General features: G+C 68.8%; 18 protein-coding genes. 13 read left to right on the top strand and 5 right to left on the bottom strand.

From position 1 onward, the window contains the following. Position 1 precedes the first annotated feature (1 nt). Together GH740_RS14015 and GH740_RS03375 are read right to left on the bottom strand one after the other, a co-directional pair. Complete coding sequence (locus GH740_RS14015; RefSeq protein WP_367640511.1) at positions 2-451, bottom strand: ABC transporter permease; 450 nt, start codon at positions 449-451, stop codon at positions 2-4. A gap of 363 nt (positions 452-814) precedes the next feature. Further along, positions 815-1,759, bottom strand: coding sequence for an ABC transporter ATP-binding protein (locus tag GH740_RS03375; protein ID WP_153744618.1), 945 nt, complete (start codon positions 1,757-1,759; stop codon positions 815-817). A 303-nt stretch (positions 1,760-2,062) separates the two neighbouring features. Here GH740_RS03375 and GH740_RS03380 point away from each other — a divergent pair, with 303 nt between their 5' ends. The 7 genes from GH740_RS03380 to GH740_RS03410 all read left to right on the top strand — a co-directional run bounded on the left by GH740_RS03380 (position 2,063) and on the right by GH740_RS03410 (position 10,513). Beyond that, positions 2,063-2,974 carry an ABC transporter substrate-binding protein gene (locus GH740_RS03380; RefSeq protein WP_153744619.1) on the top strand — a complete coding sequence of 304 codons (912 nt, stop codon included), beginning with the start codon at positions 2,063-2,065 and terminating at the stop codon, positions 2,972-2,974. Positions 2,975-2,979: 5 nt separating this feature from the next. Beyond that, positions 2,980-3,945: an amino acid ABC transporter permease gene (locus tag GH740_RS03385; RefSeq protein WP_153744620.1), complete on the top strand. Its 966-nt coding sequence runs from the start codon at positions 2,980-2,982 to the stop codon at positions 3,943-3,945. Beyond that, positions 3,942-4,724, top strand: coding sequence for an amino acid ABC transporter ATP-binding protein (locus GH740_RS03390; RefSeq protein WP_153744621.1), 783 nt, complete (start codon positions 3,942-3,944; stop codon positions 4,722-4,724). The genes GH740_RS03385 and GH740_RS03390 overlap by 4 nt, the downstream gene beginning before the upstream one ends. 192 nt (positions 4,725-4,916) lie before the next feature. Next, positions 4,917-6,563, top strand: coding sequence for an ABC transporter substrate-binding protein (locus tag GH740_RS03395; protein WP_153744622.1), 1,647 nt, complete (start codon positions 4,917-4,919; stop codon positions 6,561-6,563). A gap of 92 nt (positions 6,564-6,655) precedes the next feature. Further along, positions 6,656-7,732: an ABC transporter permease gene (locus GH740_RS03400; protein WP_153744623.1), complete on the top strand. Its 1,077-nt coding sequence runs from the start codon at positions 6,656-6,658 to the stop codon at positions 7,730-7,732. An 85-nt stretch (positions 7,733-7,817) separates the two neighbouring features. Then, positions 7,818-8,795 carry an ABC transporter permease gene (locus tag GH740_RS03405; RefSeq protein WP_216644901.1) on the top strand — a complete coding sequence of 326 codons (978 nt, stop codon included), beginning with the start codon at positions 7,818-7,820 and terminating at the stop codon, positions 8,793-8,795. Then, positions 8,792-10,513: an ABC transporter ATP-binding protein gene (locus tag GH740_RS03410; protein WP_253941166.1), complete on the top strand. Its 1,722-nt coding sequence runs from the start codon at positions 8,792-8,794 to the stop codon at positions 10,511-10,513. Before GH740_RS03405 ends, GH740_RS03410 begins: the two co-directional genes overlap by 4 nt. Before the next feature lie 149 nt (positions 10,514-10,662). On the opposite strand, the gene GH740_RS03415 is transcribed toward GH740_RS03410, so the two are convergent. Continuing rightward, a complete protein-coding gene (locus tag GH740_RS03415; RefSeq protein ID WP_153744625.1) occupies positions 10,663-11,751 on the bottom strand; it encodes a PLP-dependent cysteine synthase family protein in 1,089 nt (362 codons plus the stop codon). 135 nt (positions 11,752-11,886) lie between these two features. Here GH740_RS03415 and GH740_RS03420 point away from each other — a divergent pair, with 135 nt between their 5' ends. The 3 genes from GH740_RS03420 to GH740_RS03430 all read left to right on the top strand — a co-directional run bounded on the left by GH740_RS03420 (position 11,887) and on the right by GH740_RS03430 (position 15,227). Further along, a complete protein-coding gene (locus GH740_RS03420; protein ID WP_153744626.1) occupies positions 11,887-12,783 on the top strand; it encodes a carbohydrate ABC transporter permease in 897 nt (298 codons plus the stop codon). Continuing rightward, positions 12,783-13,718, top strand: a complete 936-nt coding sequence (locus GH740_RS03425; protein WP_153744969.1) for a carbohydrate ABC transporter permease — start codon at positions 12,783-12,785, stop codon at positions 13,716-13,718. Before GH740_RS03420 ends, GH740_RS03425 begins: the two co-directional genes overlap by 1 nt. A gap of 141 nt (positions 13,719-13,859) precedes the next feature. Further along, complete coding sequence (locus GH740_RS03430) at positions 13,860-15,227, top strand: ABC transporter substrate-binding protein (protein WP_153744627.1); 1,368 nt, start codon at positions 13,860-13,862, stop codon at positions 15,225-15,227. Positions 15,228-15,239: 12 nt separating this feature from the next. On the opposite strand, the gene GH740_RS03435 is transcribed toward GH740_RS03430, so the two are convergent. Next, on the bottom strand, positions 15,240-16,379 hold the full coding sequence (locus GH740_RS03435; protein WP_153744628.1) for a hypothetical protein: 1,140 nt from the start codon (positions 16,377-16,379) through the stop codon (positions 15,240-15,242). After that, entirely contained in the window at positions 16,376-17,350 is a 975-nt protein-coding gene (locus GH740_RS03440) for a hypothetical protein (RefSeq protein ID WP_153744629.1), read from the bottom strand. The genes GH740_RS03435 and GH740_RS03440 overlap by 4 nt, the downstream gene beginning before the upstream one ends. 39 nt (positions 17,351-17,389) lie before the next feature. Here GH740_RS03440 and GH740_RS03445 point away from each other — a divergent pair, with 39 nt between their 5' ends. From GH740_RS03445 to GH740_RS03455, 3 genes are all read left to right on the top strand, one after another. Then, the gene (locus GH740_RS03445; RefSeq protein ID WP_367640516.1) at positions 17,390-18,319 is read left to right on the top strand and encodes a cation diffusion facilitator family transporter; all 930 of its coding nucleotides are present in this window, start codon (positions 17,390-17,392) and stop codon (positions 18,317-18,319) included. A 105-nt stretch (positions 18,320-18,424) separates the two neighbouring features. Then, the gene (gene rpsF, locus GH740_RS03450) at positions 18,425-18,793 is read left to right on the top strand and encodes a 30S ribosomal protein S6 (protein ID WP_367640518.1); all 369 of its coding nucleotides are present in this window, start codon (positions 18,425-18,427) and stop codon (positions 18,791-18,793) included. Between the two features lie 5 nt (positions 18,794-18,798). Then, the gene (locus GH740_RS03455) at positions 18,799-19,287 is read left to right on the top strand and encodes a single-stranded DNA-binding protein (RefSeq protein WP_153744630.1); all 489 of its coding nucleotides are present in this window, start codon (positions 18,799-18,801) and stop codon (positions 19,285-19,287) included. Positions 19,288-19,336: the final 49 nt, after the last annotated feature.

The raw sequence follows: 19,336 nt of genomic DNA on the forward strand, positions 1-19,336 counted from the left end.
GTCAGACGCGCTTTGTGTCGCGGCGGAACAGCAGCGCGGTGCCGGCCACGAACAGCGCGAGCCACAGGAGCACGTTCAGCAGCGCGGCCAGATCGAACCCCGCTCCTGTCAGCGGCGCGCGACTCAGCTCGCCGATGCCGTACACCGGCGTCCAGGCCGCGACATCCTGCAGCACCTGCGGCATCATGCTCACCGGGTAGAAAAGGCCGCCGATGAATGCGAGGAACACGATGACCAGGCTCGTCAGTTGCATCGCGTTCTCCCCGGGCACCAGGTATCCCATCATCAGGCCGAGCGCCGTGAACACCGCCGCGCCCAGCAGCCACGCGACGAGTGCCGACACCATCCACTGCGACGCACTCATGTGCACGCCCGTGAAGGCTCCGGCCAGGTACGTCGCGACGATGGCGAGCAGGCCGAACAGCATCCCGGCGATTACCTTCGTCGCCACCGCGGCGACCGGCCGCAGCGGGGGTCAGCCGCAGCTGGCGGCTCCACCCGAGCGAGCGTTCCACCGCGACGGCGGCACCGGATGCCGTTGCCGACATCATCGCGCCGTATACCGCCATCGACACCATCAGATACGCCGCGACCGACAGCCCGCCGAACGCGATCGGTTCGTGGTCGACCAGCGGGGTGTTCCGCTGTGGATACCCGACCATGAGGTACATGGCGATCGGGAAGACCACGGTCAACACGAGGGTGCGGTAGTTGCGGAAGCGGCGCTTGAGCTCGATTGCGAGGAAGCGCAGATTGAAGCCGCCGAGGGGCGGCTCCCGGCGCTCGGGCCCCTTCACAGCGGGCGTGACGACGGTCATCGGGCATCTCCTTCCGTGGTGAGAGCGAGGAAGACGCTCTCGAGGTTCTGCGACGAGATCTCCACGTCGCGCGCGTCGGTCTCGGTGAGCAGGTACCGGGCCAGTCCGTCCGAATCGGCCGTGCCGACCACGATCCGCTCGCCCTGCACCTCGACATCCTTCACACCGGGGAACCCGGCCAGGGCGGCGGGGTCGGCGTCGGGCAGGGTCGCACGCAGGATGCGTCCGGCCACGAGTCCCTTGATGTCCGCGGTGGACCCGTCGGCCACGATCCGACCGTGGCTCATCAGGATGATGCGGTCGGCGTATGCATCCGCCTCCTCCAGATAGTGGGTGGCGAAAAGGACGGTGCGTCCGCGGTCGGCGTCTGCACGGATCGCCTGCCAGAACGACCGCCGCCCCTCGACATCCATCCCCGTCGTCGGCTCGTCCAGGATCAGCAGGCCCGGGTCCGACAGCAGCGCCATCGCGAACCGCAGCCGCTGCTGCTGGCCCCCCGAGCACTTCCCGACCATGCGGTCCGCGATCTCGAGGATGCCGGCGCGGCGCAGCACTTCGTCCACCGGCCGGGAGTCGGTGAAAAGGCTCGCGGTGAGCTGGACCGTCTCGCGGACGGTGAGGTCCTTGAGCAGCCCGCCGGTCTGCAGCACCGCGGAGACGTAGCCGCGCGCAATGGCGCTCCGCGGGGTCGTGCCGAACACCGAGATCTCGCCGGAGTCGGGTCGCGTCAGGCCCAGGATCACGTCGATCGTCGTGCTCTTACCGGCCCCGTTCGGGCCAAGGAACGCCACGACCTCACCGGGTTCCACGCGCAGGTCCGCGCCGTCGACCGCGCGCACGCGTCCGAACCGTTTGGTCAGTCCGGATGCCGCTATGGCGGCGGGAGTGGTACGGGGCGTGGACCGCGGCGCCCGCTCCTGTGTCAGTGATGTCGATTCCATACCCGGAATCCTCGGATGCCGCAGACCTTGCGCCCTCACACGGTCGTCACGATGTGCCCGTGACATCCGTCACAGCCGCGCGGAAGAGGGATGCCTCGTGAACTTCGGGGATGCTTCGTGAACTTCGGGGATGCCTCGCGGATTTCGGGGATGCCTCGCGGGGGAGCGTGAGTCTGGGATGGCAGACACGGCGTGACGAGATCGTCATCTTCTCCTGGCAGGGTGTACATAGAATTCTGGGACCGGCGCCCTGCCCGCGGCGCCATCGTCCCTCAACGTTGAGGAAGGTACGAAATGCGTAGGATGCTCGCTCTGCCCGTGACCCTGGTGGCAGCGGCAATGCTGCTGACCGGTTGCGTGAACAACCAAGCCGCCGAGAACCCGGGTGGCGGTGGTCCCTCCGGCAGCGCGAGTGCGGGCGCCAACCCGTACGGGGTGACGAAGGACGACGCGCTGGCCAAGACGCTGCCGGCGGCGGTCGCGTCCGCGGGCGTGCTGAAGATCGGCACCGACCCCACGTATGCCCCGAACGAGTACAAGGACGCCGCCGGCAACCCGATCGGCTGGGACATCGACCTGGCGGACGCGCTGGCGGCCAAGCTCGGCGTGAAGACGCAGTACACGACGGCGAAGTTCGACAACATCATCCCGTCGATCGTCGGCGGCAAGTACGACCTCGGCGTCTCCTCGTTCACCGACACGACCGAGCGTGAGAAGCAGGTCGACTTCGTCAACTACTACAACGCCGGCATCCTCTGGGCCTCCGCGAAGGGCAAGACCGTCGACCCGAGCAACGCGTGCGGCCTGAAGGTCGCCGTCGAGGCCGGCACGTACGAGGACACCGACGAGATCCCCGCCAAGTCGAAGGCGTGCACCGACGCCGGCAAGCCCGCGATCCAGGTGTTCAAGTACGACGGCCAGGACCAGGCCACGAACGCGCTCGTGCTCGGCCAGGTCGACGCGATGAGCGCCGACTCGCCGATCACCGAGTACGCCGTGCACCAGCAGTCCGACAAGATCCAGGCCGCCGGTGAGACGTTCGACGTGGCGCCGTACGGCTTCGCGACCGCGAAGGGCGGCGAGCTCACGGATGTCATCAAGAACGCGCTGCAGGCGCTGATCGACGACGGCACGTACCTGAAGATCCTGCAGAAGTGGGGCGTCGAGGACGGCGCGGTGACCGCCGCCGACGTGAACGCCGCAGCGAAGCAGTAGGCGTCATGACCGACAACCATGAGTCCGAGGGGGCGGCTCGGTCCGCCCCCTCGGCTCCGGCCGACACCTCGGCGATCCCGGTCGAGCGGGCCGAGGCGATCAAGGCGGTGCGGCTGCGGCATCCGTGGCGGAACACGGTCGCCGTGATCCTGATCATCCTGGTGCTGCTGTTCATCCTGGATGCCGCGCAGCGGCAGGCCTTCCAGTGGGACATCGTCGGCAAGTACCTGTTCGACACCCGGGTCACCGAGGCGGCGTTCATCACGCTCGCGCTGACCGTCCTCGCGATGCTGTTCGGCATCGTCCTGGGCCTGGTCCTCGCGGTGATGCGGCTCTCGCCGAACCCGGTGCTGAAGTGGATAGCGTGGGCGTTCCTGTGGGTGTTCCGCGGGACGCCTGTGTATGTCCAGCTCGTGTTCTGGGGCCTGGTCACCCTGATCTACAAGACGTTCATCATCGGCATCCCGTTCGTGCACACGTGGGCCGAGATCCCGATCTCATGGACGCCGCCGCTGTTCCTGATTGCGGTCGTCGGCCTCGCCCTGAACGAGTCGGCGTACATGGCCGAGATCGTGCGAGCGGGTCTGCTGTCGGTCGACCCCGGGCAGGAGGAGGCGTGCACGGCGCTCGGGATGTCGTGGGGGCAGACGATGCGCCGCGTCGTGATCCCGCAGGCGATGCGCGTGATCATCCCGCCGACCGGCAACGAGGTCATCTCGATGCTGAAGACGACCTCGCTGGTGGTCGCCATCCCCTACACACTGGACCTGTTCGGCCGCACCCGGGACATCTCGGCGACGATCTTCGCCCCGATCCCGTTGCTGATCGTGGCATCCGTCTGGTACCTGTTCTTCACATCGGTGCTCATGGTCGGCCAGTACTTCGTCGAGAAGCGGTTCTCCCGCGGCTCCGACCGCTCCCGCCCCGTCATCGCCGACGTCGTCGGCATCGAGATCGGAGGGAAAGGATGAGCGCGTCGACCCAGACGGCGCCGCCCATGGTCGAGGCCGTCGCCGTGTCGAAGAGCTTCGGCAGCAACGAGGTGCTCAAGTCGATCTCGTTGCGCGTCGAGCATGGCCAGGTGATGTGCGTGATAGGGCCGTCGGGCTCGGGCAAGTCCACGTTCCTGCGCTGCATCAACCACCTCGAGCGGATCGACGCCGGCCGGCTGTTCGTGGACGGCGAGCTGATCGGCTACCGGCAGCGCGGCGACCGGCTGTTCGAGATGAAGCCCGTGGATGCCGCCCGGCAGCGCCGCGACATCGGCATGGTGTTCCAGCACTTCAACCTGTTCCCGCACATGACCGCGCTGGAGAACGTGATGGAGGCGCCGATGCGGGTCAAGGGCGCCACGAAGCGCGGGGCCGAGGCCCGCGGCCGTGACCTGCTCACCCGCGTGGGGCTGAAGGCGCAGATCGGCCACTATCCCGCGCAGCTGTCCGGCGGGCAGCAGCAGCGGGTCGCTATCGCCCGGGCGCTTGCGATGGACCCGAAGCTGATGCTGTTCGACGAGCCCACCAGCGCCCTGGACCCGGAGCTCGTGGGCGAGGTGCTCGACGTCATGCGCGAGCTCGCGCGATCGGGCATGACGATGGTCGTCGTCACACACGAGATGGGCTTCGCCCGCGAAGTCGGCGACTCGCTCGTGTTCATGGACGGCGGCGTCGTGGTCGAGGCCGGCGACCCGCACGATGTGCTCGCGAACCCGCAGCACGAGCGCACGCGGGCGTTCCTGTCCAAGGTGCTCTGACCCGCGAACCCGCCCCCGCAGCCGTCTCGGCGGGGGCGGGACTCGTCGTGCCCGCGCGCCGCGGCCGGTGTTGCGGTCTGGTCACGGATTCGGCGTGGTGATTGCTCGATGCCGTCACGTGCATCGAGGATGGAAGCATCGGGCCGTGCCACCCCGCGCGGTCCTTCCTTCCTTCCCACCAGAGGTAACGACATGTCAATGAAGGCATCCACGCGCGGGCGCACACTGCTCGCCCTCGGGGCGCTCAGCGTCTCCGCCATCGTCCTGGCCGGCTGCGCCGGCGGAGGGGGCGGCACCAACAACGGCGGCAACAACAACAACAACGGCGGCAACTCGCCGCTGCTGGTCGGCACCACCGACAAGATCACGTCCATCGACCCGGCCGGTTCGTACGACAACGGCTCGTTCGCGGTGATGAACCAGATCTACCCGTTCTTGGTGAACAGCAAGTACGGGACGGCGGATGTCACCCCCGATATCGCCACATCCGCGGAGTTCACGGCGCCCAAGGACTACACCGTCAAGCTGAAGCCGGGCCTGAAGTTCGCCAACGGCGACGCGCTGACCTCGTCCGACGTGAAGTTCTCGTTCGAGCGCGTGATCAAGATCAACGACCCGAACGGTCCCGCGGCGCTGCTGGGCAACCTCGACAGCATCGACACGCCCGATGACACCACGGTCGTTTTCCACCTGAAGAACCCCAACGACCAGACGTGGCAGCAGGTGCTCTCCAGCCCCGCCGGCCCGATCGTCGACGAGCAGGTCTTCTCCGCCGACAAGGTCACCCCGGACGACGACATCGTCAAGGGCAAGGCGTTCGCCGGGCAGTACTCGATCAGCTCGTACAAGGTCAACGAGCTCATCAACTACGTGCCGAACAAGGACTACCAGGGCGTGCTCGGCGCCGCGGAGAACAGCGGCGTCACCGTCAAGTACTACGCGGACGCGTCGAACCTGAAGCTCGCAATCGGCAACGGCGACATCGACGTGGCGTTCCGCAGCCTGTCGGCCACCGACATCGACGACCTGTCCAAGAACGACAAGGTCAAGGTCGAGAAGGGCCCCGGCGGCGAGATCCGCTACATAGTGTTCAATTTCAACACGATGCCGTTCGGCGCCAAGACCGCCAACGCCGACCCGGCGAAGGCGCTCGCCGTCCGCCAGGCGATGGCCGACCTCATCGACCGGCAGAAGCTGGCATCCGACGTCTACAAGGACACCTACACGCCGCTGTACTCGTACGTGGCCGACGGCCTGACCGGCGCGAACACGGCGCTGAAGGGCCTGTACGGCGACGGCAACGGCGGACCGTCGATGGACAAGGCGAAGCAGGCGCTGCAGTCGGCCGGTGTGAAGACCCCGGTCACGCTGAACCTGCAGTACAACGGCGACCACTACGGCCCGTCGTCGGGTGACGAGTACGCGGCCCTGAAGACGCAGCTGGAGAACGGCGGCCTGTTCAAGGTCAACCTCGCGCAGACGGAGTGGGTGCAGTACACCAAGGACCGCACCGCCGACGTCTACCCGATGTACCAGCTGGGCTGGTTCCCGGACTTCTCGGACGCCGACAACTATCTGACACCGTTCTTCTCGAAGGACAACTTCCTCGTCAACCACTACGACAACGCCGACGTCCAGGCGCTGCTGGCCAAGGAGCAGACCGAGACCAACGCCTCGGCCCGGTCCGACGAGCTCGGTCAGATCCAGGACCTTGTTGCAAAGGACCTCTCCACCCTGCCGTACCTGCAGGGCACTCAGGTCGCGGTCGTGGGCAAGGACGTGCAGGGGACGACCCTGGACGCCTCGTTCAAGTTCCGCTACGCGCCGCTGCACAAGTAGGAGGCCACTGATCGCGCCCGGTCGCGCCCCGCACCCTTTTTCGGGGTTCGGGATGCCGCGGCCGGGCGCGACGGTCTGAGTAAGGTTCACGCATGACCACTGTCGTCGAGGACGCCGATCTCGCGTCCAAACCCGTCCAGCCGCGCAGCGGCGGACTGTGGCGGTTCATCCTCATCCGCCTCCTGCTGATCATCCCGACGGTGTTCATCCTGGTGACCACCGTGTTCTTCCTGATGCGGCTGACCGGAGATCCGATCACCGCAGCCCTCGGCGGCAAGCTGCCGCCCGCCCAGCTCGCACAGCGCGTGCACGAGGCCGGCTACGACCGGCCGCTGATCGTGCAGTACGCCGACTATCTGTTCGCCGTCTTCCGCGGCGACTTCGGCACGACGCTGACCGATCACCGGCCCGTCACCGAGATCCTGCTGCAGTACGGATCGGCCACGCTCGAGCTCGCTTTCTACGCCCTGATCGTGGCGTTCCTGCTCGGCATCCCGTTCGGCCTCATCGCCGCCTACAAGCGCGACCGCTGGCAGGACGCCGTGCTGCGGGTGGGCGCGATCCTCGGCTACGCCACGCCGATCTTCTTCATCGCGATCCTGCTGAAGCTCGTGTTCGCGGTGCAGTTCAACATCCTCCCGGTGTCCGGCCGCGCCTCCACCCGCGTCGAGCTGCAGCTGCAGACGCTCGAGCATCCCACCGGCATCTACCTGATCGACGCTTTCCAGCTGGGGAATCCGGATGCCGTGATCGACGTGCTGTGGCACGCGGTGCTCCCGGGGGTGGCCCTCGGCATCCTCACCGCCGGCGTGTTCCTCCGGCTGGTGCGCATCAACGTCATCGGCACCCTCGGCGCCCAGTACGTGACATCCGCCCGCTCCCGGGGCGTCGGCGAGTACCGGCTGGTCACCCGGCACGCGTACCGGCCGGCGCTGATCCCCATCGTGACGCTGATCGGACTGCAGATAGCGACGCTGCTGGCCGGCGCCGTGCTCACCGAGACATCCTTCGAATGGAAGGGCCTCGGATTCATGCTGGCGGAGTATCTGAAGGCCCGGGACTTCGTCGCCGTCCAGGGCATCGTCATCATGATCGCCGTCGTGGTCGCCGTCGTGAACTTCATCGTCGACATCATCGCCGTGCTCATCGACCCGCGAGTGAGGTACTGAGATGAGCGAGAACCCGACCCCGGAGCCTTCCGAGCGAGAGACCCGCCCGATGTCGGAGCCCACGCCCACGGGCGTGCTCGACCCGATGCCCACCGGCGTGCTGCCCGCCTCGTCGACCGCGCGCCGGCCGCTGGCCGACCGCATCCCCGTGGTCTCGCACCTGCGTCACAGCGTCGGATGGCAGCGCGGAATGCTCGTGGCCGGCCTCGTGCTGACCGGCCTGTTCGTCATCGTCGCCGCCCTTGCCCCGTGGATAGCGCCGTACGGGTACGCGCAGCGCACGACCGACGCCGGTGTGGACTTCGGCACGCTGCAGCCGCCGAACGCGCGCAACCTGCTGGGCACCACCGTGAGCGGCTTCGACGTGCTCTCGCGCACCATCTGGGGCGCCCAGACGGCGCTGCTGGTGATCCTGTGCGCGATAGTGTTCTCGATCTTCATCGGCATCTTCATCGGCCTCGTCTCCGGGTACTTCGGCGGCTGGGTGGACCGCATCCTCGTGGTCATCGCCGACGCCATCTACGCGTTCCCGTCGCTGCTGCTGGCGATCGTGATGGCCATCGTGATCAGCCGGGGGCAGTCGACGCTGTGGGGCGGCATCCTCGCGGCGGCTATCTCGATCACCGTGGTGTTCGTGCCGCAGTACTTCCGGATAGTGCGCAGCGAGGTGGTGCGCGTGAAGGCGGAGCCGTTCGTCGAGTCGGCGAGGGTGATCGGCGTGCCCACGTTCCGGATCCTGCTGCGGCATGTGCTGCGCAACTCCACCCGCTCGGTCCCGGTCGTGGTGACGCTGAACGCGTCCGAGGCCGTGCTGACCCTCGCGGGCCTCGGGTTCCTCGGCTTCGGCATCGAGGCGACCGCCGCCAGCGAGTGGGGGTACGACCTGTCGCGCTCGGTGTCCGACGTGACGAGCCACATCTGGTGGACGGCGGTACCGCCGGGCGTCGCAATAGTGCTCGTGGTGCTCGGCATCACGCTGGTGGGCGAGAGCCTGAACGACCTCAGCGACCCGCGGCTGCGCCGCCGGCGCCGGGCCGCGGCCGTGACGGGAGGCGAGGAATGAGCATCGACGGTATGACGCGGGATGCCGCATCCGTGCGCAACCTGACGGTGACGTTCGCGACCGACGCCGATCCGGTGGTCGCTGTGAACGGCATCACGCTGGACGTGCACGCCGGCGAGGTGCTGGCGATCGTCGGCGAATCCGGGTCGGGCAAGACCGTCACCGCGAACGCGCTCCTTGGCCTGCTGCCGGAGACCGCGACGCTGTCCGGCGCGCTCATCGTGCGCGGCCGCGAGGGCGGCGAGACCGACATCGTGCACGCCACGCACGCGCAGTTGCGCGACGCGCGCGGGCGGGATGCCGCGATGGTGTTCCAGGAGCCGTCGACCGCGCTGAACCCGGTGTTCACGGTGGGGTTCCAGATCGCGGAGGGCCTGCGCGCCCACCACCGCATCCCGAAGCGTGAGGCCATGCGCCGCGCCGTCGACATCATGCGCCGCGTGGGCATCCCGGACCCCGAGACCCGGGTGAACGACTACCCGCACCAGTTCTCCGGCGGGCAGAAACAGCGCATCGTGATAGCGATGGCGCTCGTGCTGGACGCGGGGCTGATCATCGCGGACGAGCCGACCACGGCGCTGGACGTCACGGTGCAGGCGGAGATCCTCGACCTGCTGCGCACCGCGCGCGACGAGTTCGGCGCGACCGTGGTGCTGATCACCCACAACATGGGCGTGGTCGCCGACCTCGCCGACCGCGTCGTCGTGATGTACCAGGGCGACATCGTGGAGCAGGCGCCGGTGCGCGAACTGTTCGCCGCGCCCCGCGAGGAGTACACGAAGAAGCTGCTGGCCGCGGTGCCGCACGTCGGCCGCGGCAAGAGCGCCCGGCAGGCCGCCGAGCCGGGGTCCGCCGGGGCCGTTCCGACGACCGCGCCGGAGGATGCGCTGGTCGTCGCGAAGGGCCTGCAGATCGCGTACCCGGGACGCTTCGGGCGTCCCGGCGTGGTGGCGGTCAAGGGCGTGGACCTGTGGATCGCGCCGGGTGAGGTGCTGGGCCTGGTGGGCGAGTCGGGCTCCGGCAAGACCACGATCGGCCGGGCCATTGTCGGTCTGACCCAGGTCGTCGGCGGATCGCTGAAGGTGCTCGGCCATGAGATGCGGGGCACCTCGATGCGGGCGCTGAAGAGGCTCCGCCCCGACATCGGGTTCGTGTTCCAGGACCCGGCCACGAGCTTCAACCCGCTGCTGACGATCGCGGAGTGCGTGGCCGAGCCACTGGTCGTGCACGGACGGGCATCGGACCCGCGTGCTGCGCGCGGGCGGGTGGACGCCCTGCTGGATGCCGTGCACCTGCCGACCTCGTACGGCGACCGGTACCCGCACGAGCTGTCCGGCGGGCAGCGGCAGCGGGCGTCGCTGGCGCGTGCCATCGCCCTGGAGCCGAAGCTGCTGATCGCCGACGAGCCGACCAGCGCGCTGGACGTCTCCGTCCAGGCGCGAGTGCTGGAGCTGTTCAGCGAGCTGCAGGAGAGGCTCGGCTTCGCGTGCCTGTTCATCAGCCACGACCTCGCCGTGATCGACGAGGTGGCCGACCGCATCGTGGTGCTGCGCCGCGGCACGATCCGCGAGCAGGGGACGACCGCGCAGGTGCTCGGCGACGCGAAGGACGACTACACGCGCCGGCTCCTGGCATCCATCCCGGTCCCCGATCCCGAGCAGCAGGCCGCGCGCCGTGCCGCGTGGGTCGCCGCGCAGGAGGCCGACACCGAAGGCTGAGCCACGCCGGCGCGCGTCACAGAACATGTGGGTTGCGGGGCCGACATCCCGCATCCTGTGTGACGCGCTGTGCGGGATGTCGCAGGACATGCGACTTCGGGCCGAAGGATGCCGCACGTTGTGCGACGCGATCGCTGTGAGCGGCTCGCTCAGCCCGGGAAGTCGCCCGTCGCGATGAAGCGCTCGAGCACCACGGTGGGCGCGGTGATGTCGATCCCGCTCGCGGCCAGCCACTCGTCGTTGCAGTACGTGTGGCGGTAGCGGTCGGCGGAATCGCACAGCAGCGTCACGACGCTGCCGGTCTGCCCGCGCCGGCGCATGTCGGCGATCAGGCCGAATGCCGCCCACAGGTTCGTGCCCGTGGACGCCCCGGCGTGGAAGCCGGTGCGCGCGGCGATGAACCGCATCGCGGCGATGGATGCGGCATCCGGCACCCGCACCATGTGATCGACGATCTGCGGGAGGAAGCTCGGCTCGACGCGCGGCCGCCCGATTCCCTCGATACGGCTCGGGGCATCCGTCGTCACCGACAGGTCGCCGGTCGCCCACGCCTCCAGGAACGCGGAGTTCTCCGGATCGGCGACGCACAGCCGGGTGGGATGCCGCTGGTAGCGCAGGTACCGGCCGATCGTGGCGCTGGTGCCGCCGGTGCCCGCACCCACGACGATCCAGTGCGGGATCGGATGCCGCTCCTGGGCCAGTTGCTGGAAGATCGACTCCGCGATGTTGTTGTTCCCCCGCCAGTCGGTCGCCCGCTCCGCGAACGTGAACTGGTCGAGGTAGTGGCCCCCCGATTCCGCCGCTATCCGCGACGCCTCCGCGTACACCGATCCGGGGTCGTCGACGACGTGGCACCGGCCGCCGTAGAACTCGATGAGGTCGATCTTCTCCGACGACGTCGACCGCGGCACCACCGCGACGAACGGCAGCCCCAGCATCCGGGCGAAGTACGCCTCGGACACCGCCGTCGACCCGCTGGAGGCCTCGACGATCGTCGTGCCCTCCACGATCCACCCGTTGCACAGCCCGTACAGGAACAGCGAGCGCGCGAGGCGATGCTTCAGGCTCCCGGTTGGGTGCGTGGACTCGTCCTTCAGGTACAGCTCGACGCCCCACTGTGCAGGCAGCGGCACCGTCAGCAGGTGCGTGTCGGAGGACCGGTTCGCGTCGGCCTCGACCCTGCGCACGGCCTCGCTCACCCACGCCCGCGTCGCCCGCGCCTCGTCCAGATCGTGCATCCGCCGCCCTCCTCCGCGGCGAGCCTATCCGCTCGGCGGGGCGATGCCGGGCGCTAGCACAGGAGAAGCGCTTCTGTCACCCTCCTTCACGCACACCGGCGCCCCGCGTACGTTCCGGACGGAAGGAAACGCACCATGAACCAGCGCACACGGGAGGCGTTCACCGGATACCTGTTCATCACGCCGTGGATCATCGGATTCCTCGTGTTCACGGCGGGGGCGATGGTGTACAGCCTGGTCATCTCGTTCACGAACTACAGCCTCGCCACCGGCGCGGCAACCCCCGCCGGACTCGACAACTACGCCGAGCTGTTCCAGGATCCGAAAGTCGCGATGTCGCTCGGGAACACGCTTTTCTACGCCGTGCTCGCCGTCCCCGCCGAGATCATCGTCGCGCTCGCGCTGGCCCTGGTTCTGGACCGGATCAGCCGCGGTGCCGCGTTCTTCCGCACCGTGTACTACCTGCCGAAGATGACCCCCGCCGTGGCCACCGCATCCGTGTTCTTCCTGCTGTTGAACGGCAATACCGGCGGGGTGAACCGCTTCCTGGAGACGTTCGGCATCCGCGGCCCGCAGTGGCTCGTGGACCCGGCGTGGATCAAGCCCAGCATCGTGCTGATGACGCTGTGGACGGTGGGCGGCACGATGGTGATCTTCCTCGCCGCCCTCAAGAACGTCGGCGTCGAACTGTACGAGGTCGCCTCCATCGACGGGGCAGGGCCGATCCGCAAGTTCTTCTCGATCACCCTGCCGATGATCTCCGGCGCGATGTTCTTCAACGTCATTGTGCTCTCGATCGCGGCGTTCCAGGTCTTCGACCAGGCGTACGTGCTGTTCTGGCGCGACCAGACGAACTCCGCGCCGGACGCGTCGCTGTTCTACGCGATCTATCTGTTCCAGCAGGCGTTCCGCCAGTTCGACTTCGGGTTCGCCGCGGCGATGGCGTGGCTGCTGTTCGTGATCATCCTCGTGATCTCGCTGATCCAGACGAAGGTCGGCAACAGATTCGTCTACTACGAGGGGAGCCGATGATGGCCGTCACGCAGCAGACCATCGGCATCCCCCCGGCGGCTGCTCCCGCGGTCGTGCTGGCTCCGCCGCATCCGCGCCGGCGGCTCTGGCGTCCCCAGACGTTCCTCGGCCGGTTCATCCTCACCGTGATAGCGCTCGCCGTCACTGTGCTGTTCCTCTACCCGTTCGTCTGGCTGATAGCGGCGAGCCTGAAACCCCGCGGCGAGGTGTTCGACAACCGGCTGATCCCGCAGACGCTGCAGCCCCAGAACTACGTCGAGGTGTGGAACCAGCTGCCGCTGCTGAGCTGGCTGTTCAACAGTGTGTCGATAGCCCTGCTCGCGGCCACGGCGGTCGCGGTGTCCAGCTCGATCGTCGCGTTCGGATTCGCCCGGTTCCGCTTCCCCGGCCGCCAGGTGCTGTTCGGGATGGTGCTGGCCACGATGATGCTTCCCGGCGCGGTCACGATGATCCCCATCTACCTGATCTGGAAGGACCTCGGGATGCTGGGCACCTGGGTGCCGCTGTGGGGGATGAACCTGTTCGGCTCGGCGTTCTACATCTTCCTGCAGCGCCAGTTCTTCCTCGGCCTGCCGACGGACCTCTTCGACGCGGCCAAGCTCGACGGAGCCGGGGCGTGGGCCCAGTTCTGGCGGATAGCGATGCCGCTGTCGATCCCGTCGTTCATCATCGTTTTCCTGTTCGAGTTCCAGGCCAGCTGGAACAACCTCCAGGCGGCGCTGATCTACCTGAATGCGGGATCGCCGTCCGACTTCACGGCCCCGCTGGGCATCGCCTATGCGATGACGAAGTACAGCCCCACCGCCGGGGGTCACGGCGACTACCAGTACGTCATGGTTGCGGCGCTGCTGGTCACGCTGCCGATGCTCATCATCTTCGCGTTCGGGCAGCGGTATTTCGTGCAGGGCATCGCCACCACGGGCAGCAAGGGGTAGGCGCCAGAAGTAGCACAACCGCTGCGGAGAAGATAGGGCATCCCCCGACGATCCGGTTCCGGCCTATTGTCGCCGCACGACGCTTCCTGCGGGGGCGCCCCCGGCCGGGGCCGGGCACAACAGGACAACAGGAGGGTCCAGATGCGCACTCGCTTCATCGCCGCCGTCGTCATCACCGGGTCCGCACTCGCATTGTCGGCGTGCGGCGGCACCGGGGGCGGATCGCCCGCCGACTCGTCCTCGGACTTCGCCGGCACACCGTCCGGAACGCTGAAGGCGTGGGGCTTCGACAACGCCGACGACGTCGGCAAGGCGCGGCTCGACTATGCCGCCGCGCAGCTGAAGGGCGTCAAGATCGACCTGGATGCCACGTCTTTCGACGCGCAGAAGTTCACCACGCGGATGGCCGGCGGCAACATCCCGGACGTCGTGCAGATGGACCGGCGGTACGTGACCCAGTACGCCGCGCAGGGACTCATCCAGCCGCTGGACTCCTGCTTCGATGCACGGAAGGTCGACCCCAAGAAACAGTGGTATCCGTCGGTGGTCGACGACGTCACCTACAAGGGCAAGGTGTGGGCGGTGCCGCAGTTCTACCAGCCGCCGGCCATCATCCTGAACATGAAGGTCCTGGATGCCGCCGGTGTGTCGCCCGATCAGATCGACACCTCCAAGCCCGACGTGCTGATGGCGGCGATAGCGAAGATGTACAAGGAATCCGGGGGCGTCCCCAGCGTCCTCGGATTCGACCCCGTCGCCACAGGACAGACCGGCCTGTGGATCCTCAGCCAGGGCGGCAAGCTCGCCGACAGCGACGGCAAGCCGACCCTGGACGACCCCGGCAACGTCGCCGGCGTCGATCTTCTCAAGAAGATCAACGACGCACAGGGCGGGTTCGCGAAGGTGAAGAGCTTCAGCGACGCGTTCGATACGTTCGGCGACAAGAATCAGTATGTGGCCGGCCAGGTCGGCGCCCAGGTGAACGCCCAGTGGTATCCGAACGTGCTGTCGCCGTACGTCGGCAAGATCGACATCCGCGCCGTCCCGTTCCTCGACAAGGACGGCAAGCCGTTCTCGGTTGCCGGGGGCACCGCGTTCGTCGTCCCGGTGGGGGCGAAGAACCCGTCCGCGGCGTGCGCCTGGATGAACGACCTCACCTCGCTGGATGCATGGATGGCCGCCGGCCAGGCGCGCGCGAAGACCCGTGAGAAGGACGGCGGCGTGAACACCGGCCTGTTCACCGGATCGCCGGATGCCGACAAGCAGATCCGCGACAAGTGGGTGAAGCCCTCCGGGAACAAGGACTTCGACCAGGTGATCGCCACGTACTACGACGTCGTCGGCTATGGGATCACGTACGGCTCGTCGCCCGCCGGGCAGACGATCGACGCCGAGCTCACGAACGCCGTCACGGCGGCTCTGCTGGGCGAGAAGACGCCGCAGCAGGCGCTGAAGGACGCGCAGGCCTCGGCGATGCGCGCCTATCAGAAGGCCACCGGCGGCAAGTGAGGGGCCTGACGCCTACCGCAGGATGACGTTCGAGAGCACGAGCCACACCGCTGCTATCACGGCGAACCCGGCGATGGTCCACGCCGGCGTGGTGCGCCGCAGCCGGCGCCCCGCCGGCGCGACGCCCGCCGGCGGTGGCGTCAGGGCCGCGGATGTCGCGACGAACGGATGCGGTCCCGCTTCGGGGAGGGATGCCGCGGCCGGCCGCCCGGCGACGCCGGCGGCATCCCGCACCATCCGGTCGTCGCGCCAGCGGGCCCACTGCGCGGTCTTGTCGAGGATCGCCCCGATCGTGCCGAACAGCCACGACCAGGTCGCCGGGTCGAGGGTGGACAGGTCGCGCTGGGCGTACAGGAACAGCCAGTCGTCGACGATCTCGGCATCCAGCGCGGCAGCGTGGTCGATGAACCGGGCCATGATGTCGGGGGTGAAGAGGTACAGCGCGTCCTGCTCGTACCCGGAGGGGCAGTACAGGCGGAAGTACCGGTCGAAGTCGCCCTCCAGGCTCAGCCGCTGCGCGGCCGCGAACCGCTCGGGCAGGTTCGACCCGAACAGGCCGTTGTTGCCGGCGGCGTCCAGCACGATGTTCGGCAGGGGCGCGTCCAGCCGGATGGCGACGTAGCCCCAGCGGTGCGTGGTCTCCTCTTTGCCGGACCCGGTGCGGTACGTGTAGTTGCCGATCTCGACGAACCGGGGCCGCTGCCCGCGCACGAGGCTCGCCGAGCGCCGCCCGTGGCCCTGGCCGAAGATCATCCCCGGCAGCGGCGGATCGCCGGTGCCGGGGTCGTACGTCATCCCGTTGGCCCGTGCGAACCGGTCCAGGCGGTACGCGCGGATGGCGTCGGCGGAGCCGACGACGGAGCGGAGCACGGCGACCAGCCCCGCGACCAGGAGGAGGCCGAACAGGATCGGGACGACCGCGACCGCCGTGCCGAACCCGCCGCCGACGCTCGCGCCGACGCTGAGGAACGTGCCGACCACCTGGCTGCCGACGCCCACGAACACCAGCGCGAAACCGGCGATGACCACACCGGCGACGATTTTCGCGAGCAGCGCCTGCCCCTGGGGGCGCACGCCGCGCCAGAACGCGCGCGCCGCGCGCCGGTCGACGGGCTCGGTGAGCGCCCGGGGGTCGAAGGAGGCCGCGGTCACGCGTTCACCTCGTCGCTGGTCCAGCCGATCACCGCTCCGGCGGGGATGCGCGCCGCCTCAAGTCGGGAGTCGGCGGCGATGGCGTCCACCAGCTCCGCGGTGCCGGCGACGATCGTGGCGTTCAGGTCGATGTCCGTGGCCATCACCCATGCGCGGTCGGCGGGCCACACGAGGTTCGGCGAGTGGACGAAGCGGTCGAACCCGTGCAGTCCGCGTTCCGGGTCGCGCCAGGGCGCGTTCCGACCCCATGCCGGGTCGGCCAGCTCGGAGACCCCGCCGCGGAACAGCACGTACTCCCGCTGCGGCAGCGCGAAGCGGGGACCGCGCGAGATCTCGTCGGAGAGGATGCCCGGCTGCCAGGTGGGGCGGCGGAACACCTCGTTGAACACGTCGCGGACGGAGTGGGCGAGGAACGCCTCGTGCCGCGGGTCCGCGTCGGGGCCGGCATCCAGCGCGTAGCGGGACGGGCCGTACCCGGTCCCGCCGACGATGCCGCCCCATCCCTCCCACAGGGCGAGGCACCCGTCGTCGGGGGTCGTCGTGTGCCGCGCGAGGATGCCGGCCAGTACCGCGAGCGTCTCGGGCTCCAGGTCGCCGTCGGCCGGGGCGTCGTACCGCCAGCCGTCGGCGTCGCGCGGCGCGATCCCGTCGCCGTACGGATCGCCGCTGCGCACGAGGCGCTGCCACTGCGCGAGCGGGTGCATCACCGTGCCGAACGCCGCGGCCGTGGTCGCCCACGTGACGGCCTCGCCGTCGATCTCGGGACGGTCGGCGGTGAACGCCTCCCACGCGGCCGCGTCGCCCTCGACCGGCCACGCACGCCCCACCGGGCGCTCGCGCGATGCTGGATGCAGGACCCGCGCGTACGCGGCGAAGCCGCGCAGGACAGTGTCGTGCATCGTCCCTCCCCAGGGGTCGTCGATGCGCGCGCGCAGCCAGTCTCCGGCTGCGACATCCGCCGTCCACTCCATGCGCACAACGGTACCGGCCGCCCGGCGTAGCCTGGCCGCGTGACGGTGATCATCGCGTTCCTGGCCAACGTGCTCGTCGCGATCGCGAAGACGGTCGCCGCGGTGCTCACGTCGTCCGCGTCGATGGTGGCCGAGGCCGCGCACTCGTGGGCGGATGCCGGAAACGAGGTGTTCCTCCTCGTGGCCGACCGCCGCGCCGCCCGGCCCAAGGACGAGCGGCATCCGCTCGGCTTCGGACGTCACGCGTTCGTCTGGTCGCTGGTCGCGGCGTTCGGGATCTTCACCGCGGGCGCGATCGTGTCGATCATGCACGGCGTGCAGCAGCTCACCGCCGCGGAGCCGGTGCGGGATCCGCTGATCGCGTACGGCGTGCTCGCGGTGGCGTTCCTGCTGGAAGGGGCCTCGTTCGTCCAGGCGTACACGCGGTCGCGGGCGCTGGCCCGGCGCCGCGGGTCGTCGACGTGGGACTTCGTGCTCGAGACCAGCGACACGACGCTGCGCGCGGTGTTCTTCGAGGACGGGGCCGCCCTGATCGGCCTGGTGCTGGCCGCAGGATCCATCGGGCTGCATCAGGTGACCGGACAGGCCGTGTGGGATGCCGTCGGCTCGATCCTCGTCGGCGTGCTCCTCGGGATAGTGGCGGTCATGCTGATCCAGCGCAACATGGCCTTCCTGGTGGGGACGGCGGTGGCGCCCGGGGTGCGGGCCCGCGCGGGTGCCGCCCTGCTCGCATCGTCGCAGATCGAGCGCGTCACGTATCTGCACCTTGAGTACGTGGGCCCCAACCGGCTCTTCGTGGTCGCCGAGGTGGACCTGGCCGGCGATGAGCGCGAGCACGACGTGGCGGCGCGGCTGCGGGAGATCGAACGGCAGCTGGAGGCGCACGACATCGTCGAGACGGCGGTGCTGTCGCTGTCCGTGGCGGACGAGCCCTCGCTGCGGTTCGACGGTGAGGGCGCAGTCCGATAGACTGTCAAGGTTGTCTGGCGCATCCTCGTGCCGGACGACGTGCAACACACCCTCCTGCTCCCGGGAAATGCCCGCGAGCCGTTCTAGTCCGAAGGAGGTGGGTTAGTGACGCACCAGTACGAACTCATGGTCATCTTGAACCCTGAGATCGATGAGCGCCAGGTTCCGACGCATCTCGACAAGTTCCTCAAGGTCATCACCGATGCCGCGGGGACGATCGAGAACATCGACATCTGGGGTCGTCGTCGCCTGGCGTACGAGATCCAGAAGAAGTCCGAGGGCATCTACGCCGTCGTGAACTTCACGGCCACCAGCGCCGCCACGCAGGAGCTGGACCGTCAGCTCAAGCTCAACGAGCTGATCATGCGCACCAAGGTCCTGCGCGCGGAGGAGGCTATCGCCCAGGTCGCCGCCGAGAAGAAGCGCTCGGAGGCCAAGGCGGCCCGCAAGGCCGGCGCCGGAGCGAAGGCGTAGCGACGATGGCCGGCGAGACGATCATCACCGTCGTAGGGAACCTCACGGCAGACCCGGAGCTGCGGTACACCCAGTCCGGACTGCCGGTTGCGAACTTCACGATCGCATCGACGCCGCGCACGTTTGACCGTCAGGCGAACGAGTGGAAGGACGGCGAAGCGCTGTTCCTCCGCGCGAGCGTGTGGCGCGAGTTCGCGGAGCACGTCGCGGGCTCGCTGACCAAGGGCATGCGCGTCATCGCGACCGGGCGGCTCAAGCAGCGCTCCTACCAGGACCGCGAGGGCAACAACCGCACCGCCATCGAGCTGGAGGTCGACGAGATCGGCCCGTCGCTGCGCTACGCGACCGCACAGGTCACCCGCGCGGCGTCCTCCGGCGGCGGCGGCGCGTCGCGTCAGCAGGTCTCCGAGGAGCCGTGGGCGACCCCCGGCTCGTCGTCGGGCGCCGACGCCTGGAGCACTCCCGGCAGCTACGGCGACGACACGCCCTTCTGAGCCGGCGCTGAGCGAACCCGCGCGCTGAGCGCGTGGGCGAAGCGCGCCG

The organism is Microbacterium sp. SYP-A9085, assembly GCF_009649635.1.
Taxonomy (GTDB): Bacteria; Actinomycetota; Actinomycetes; order Actinomycetales; family Microbacteriaceae; genus Microbacterium.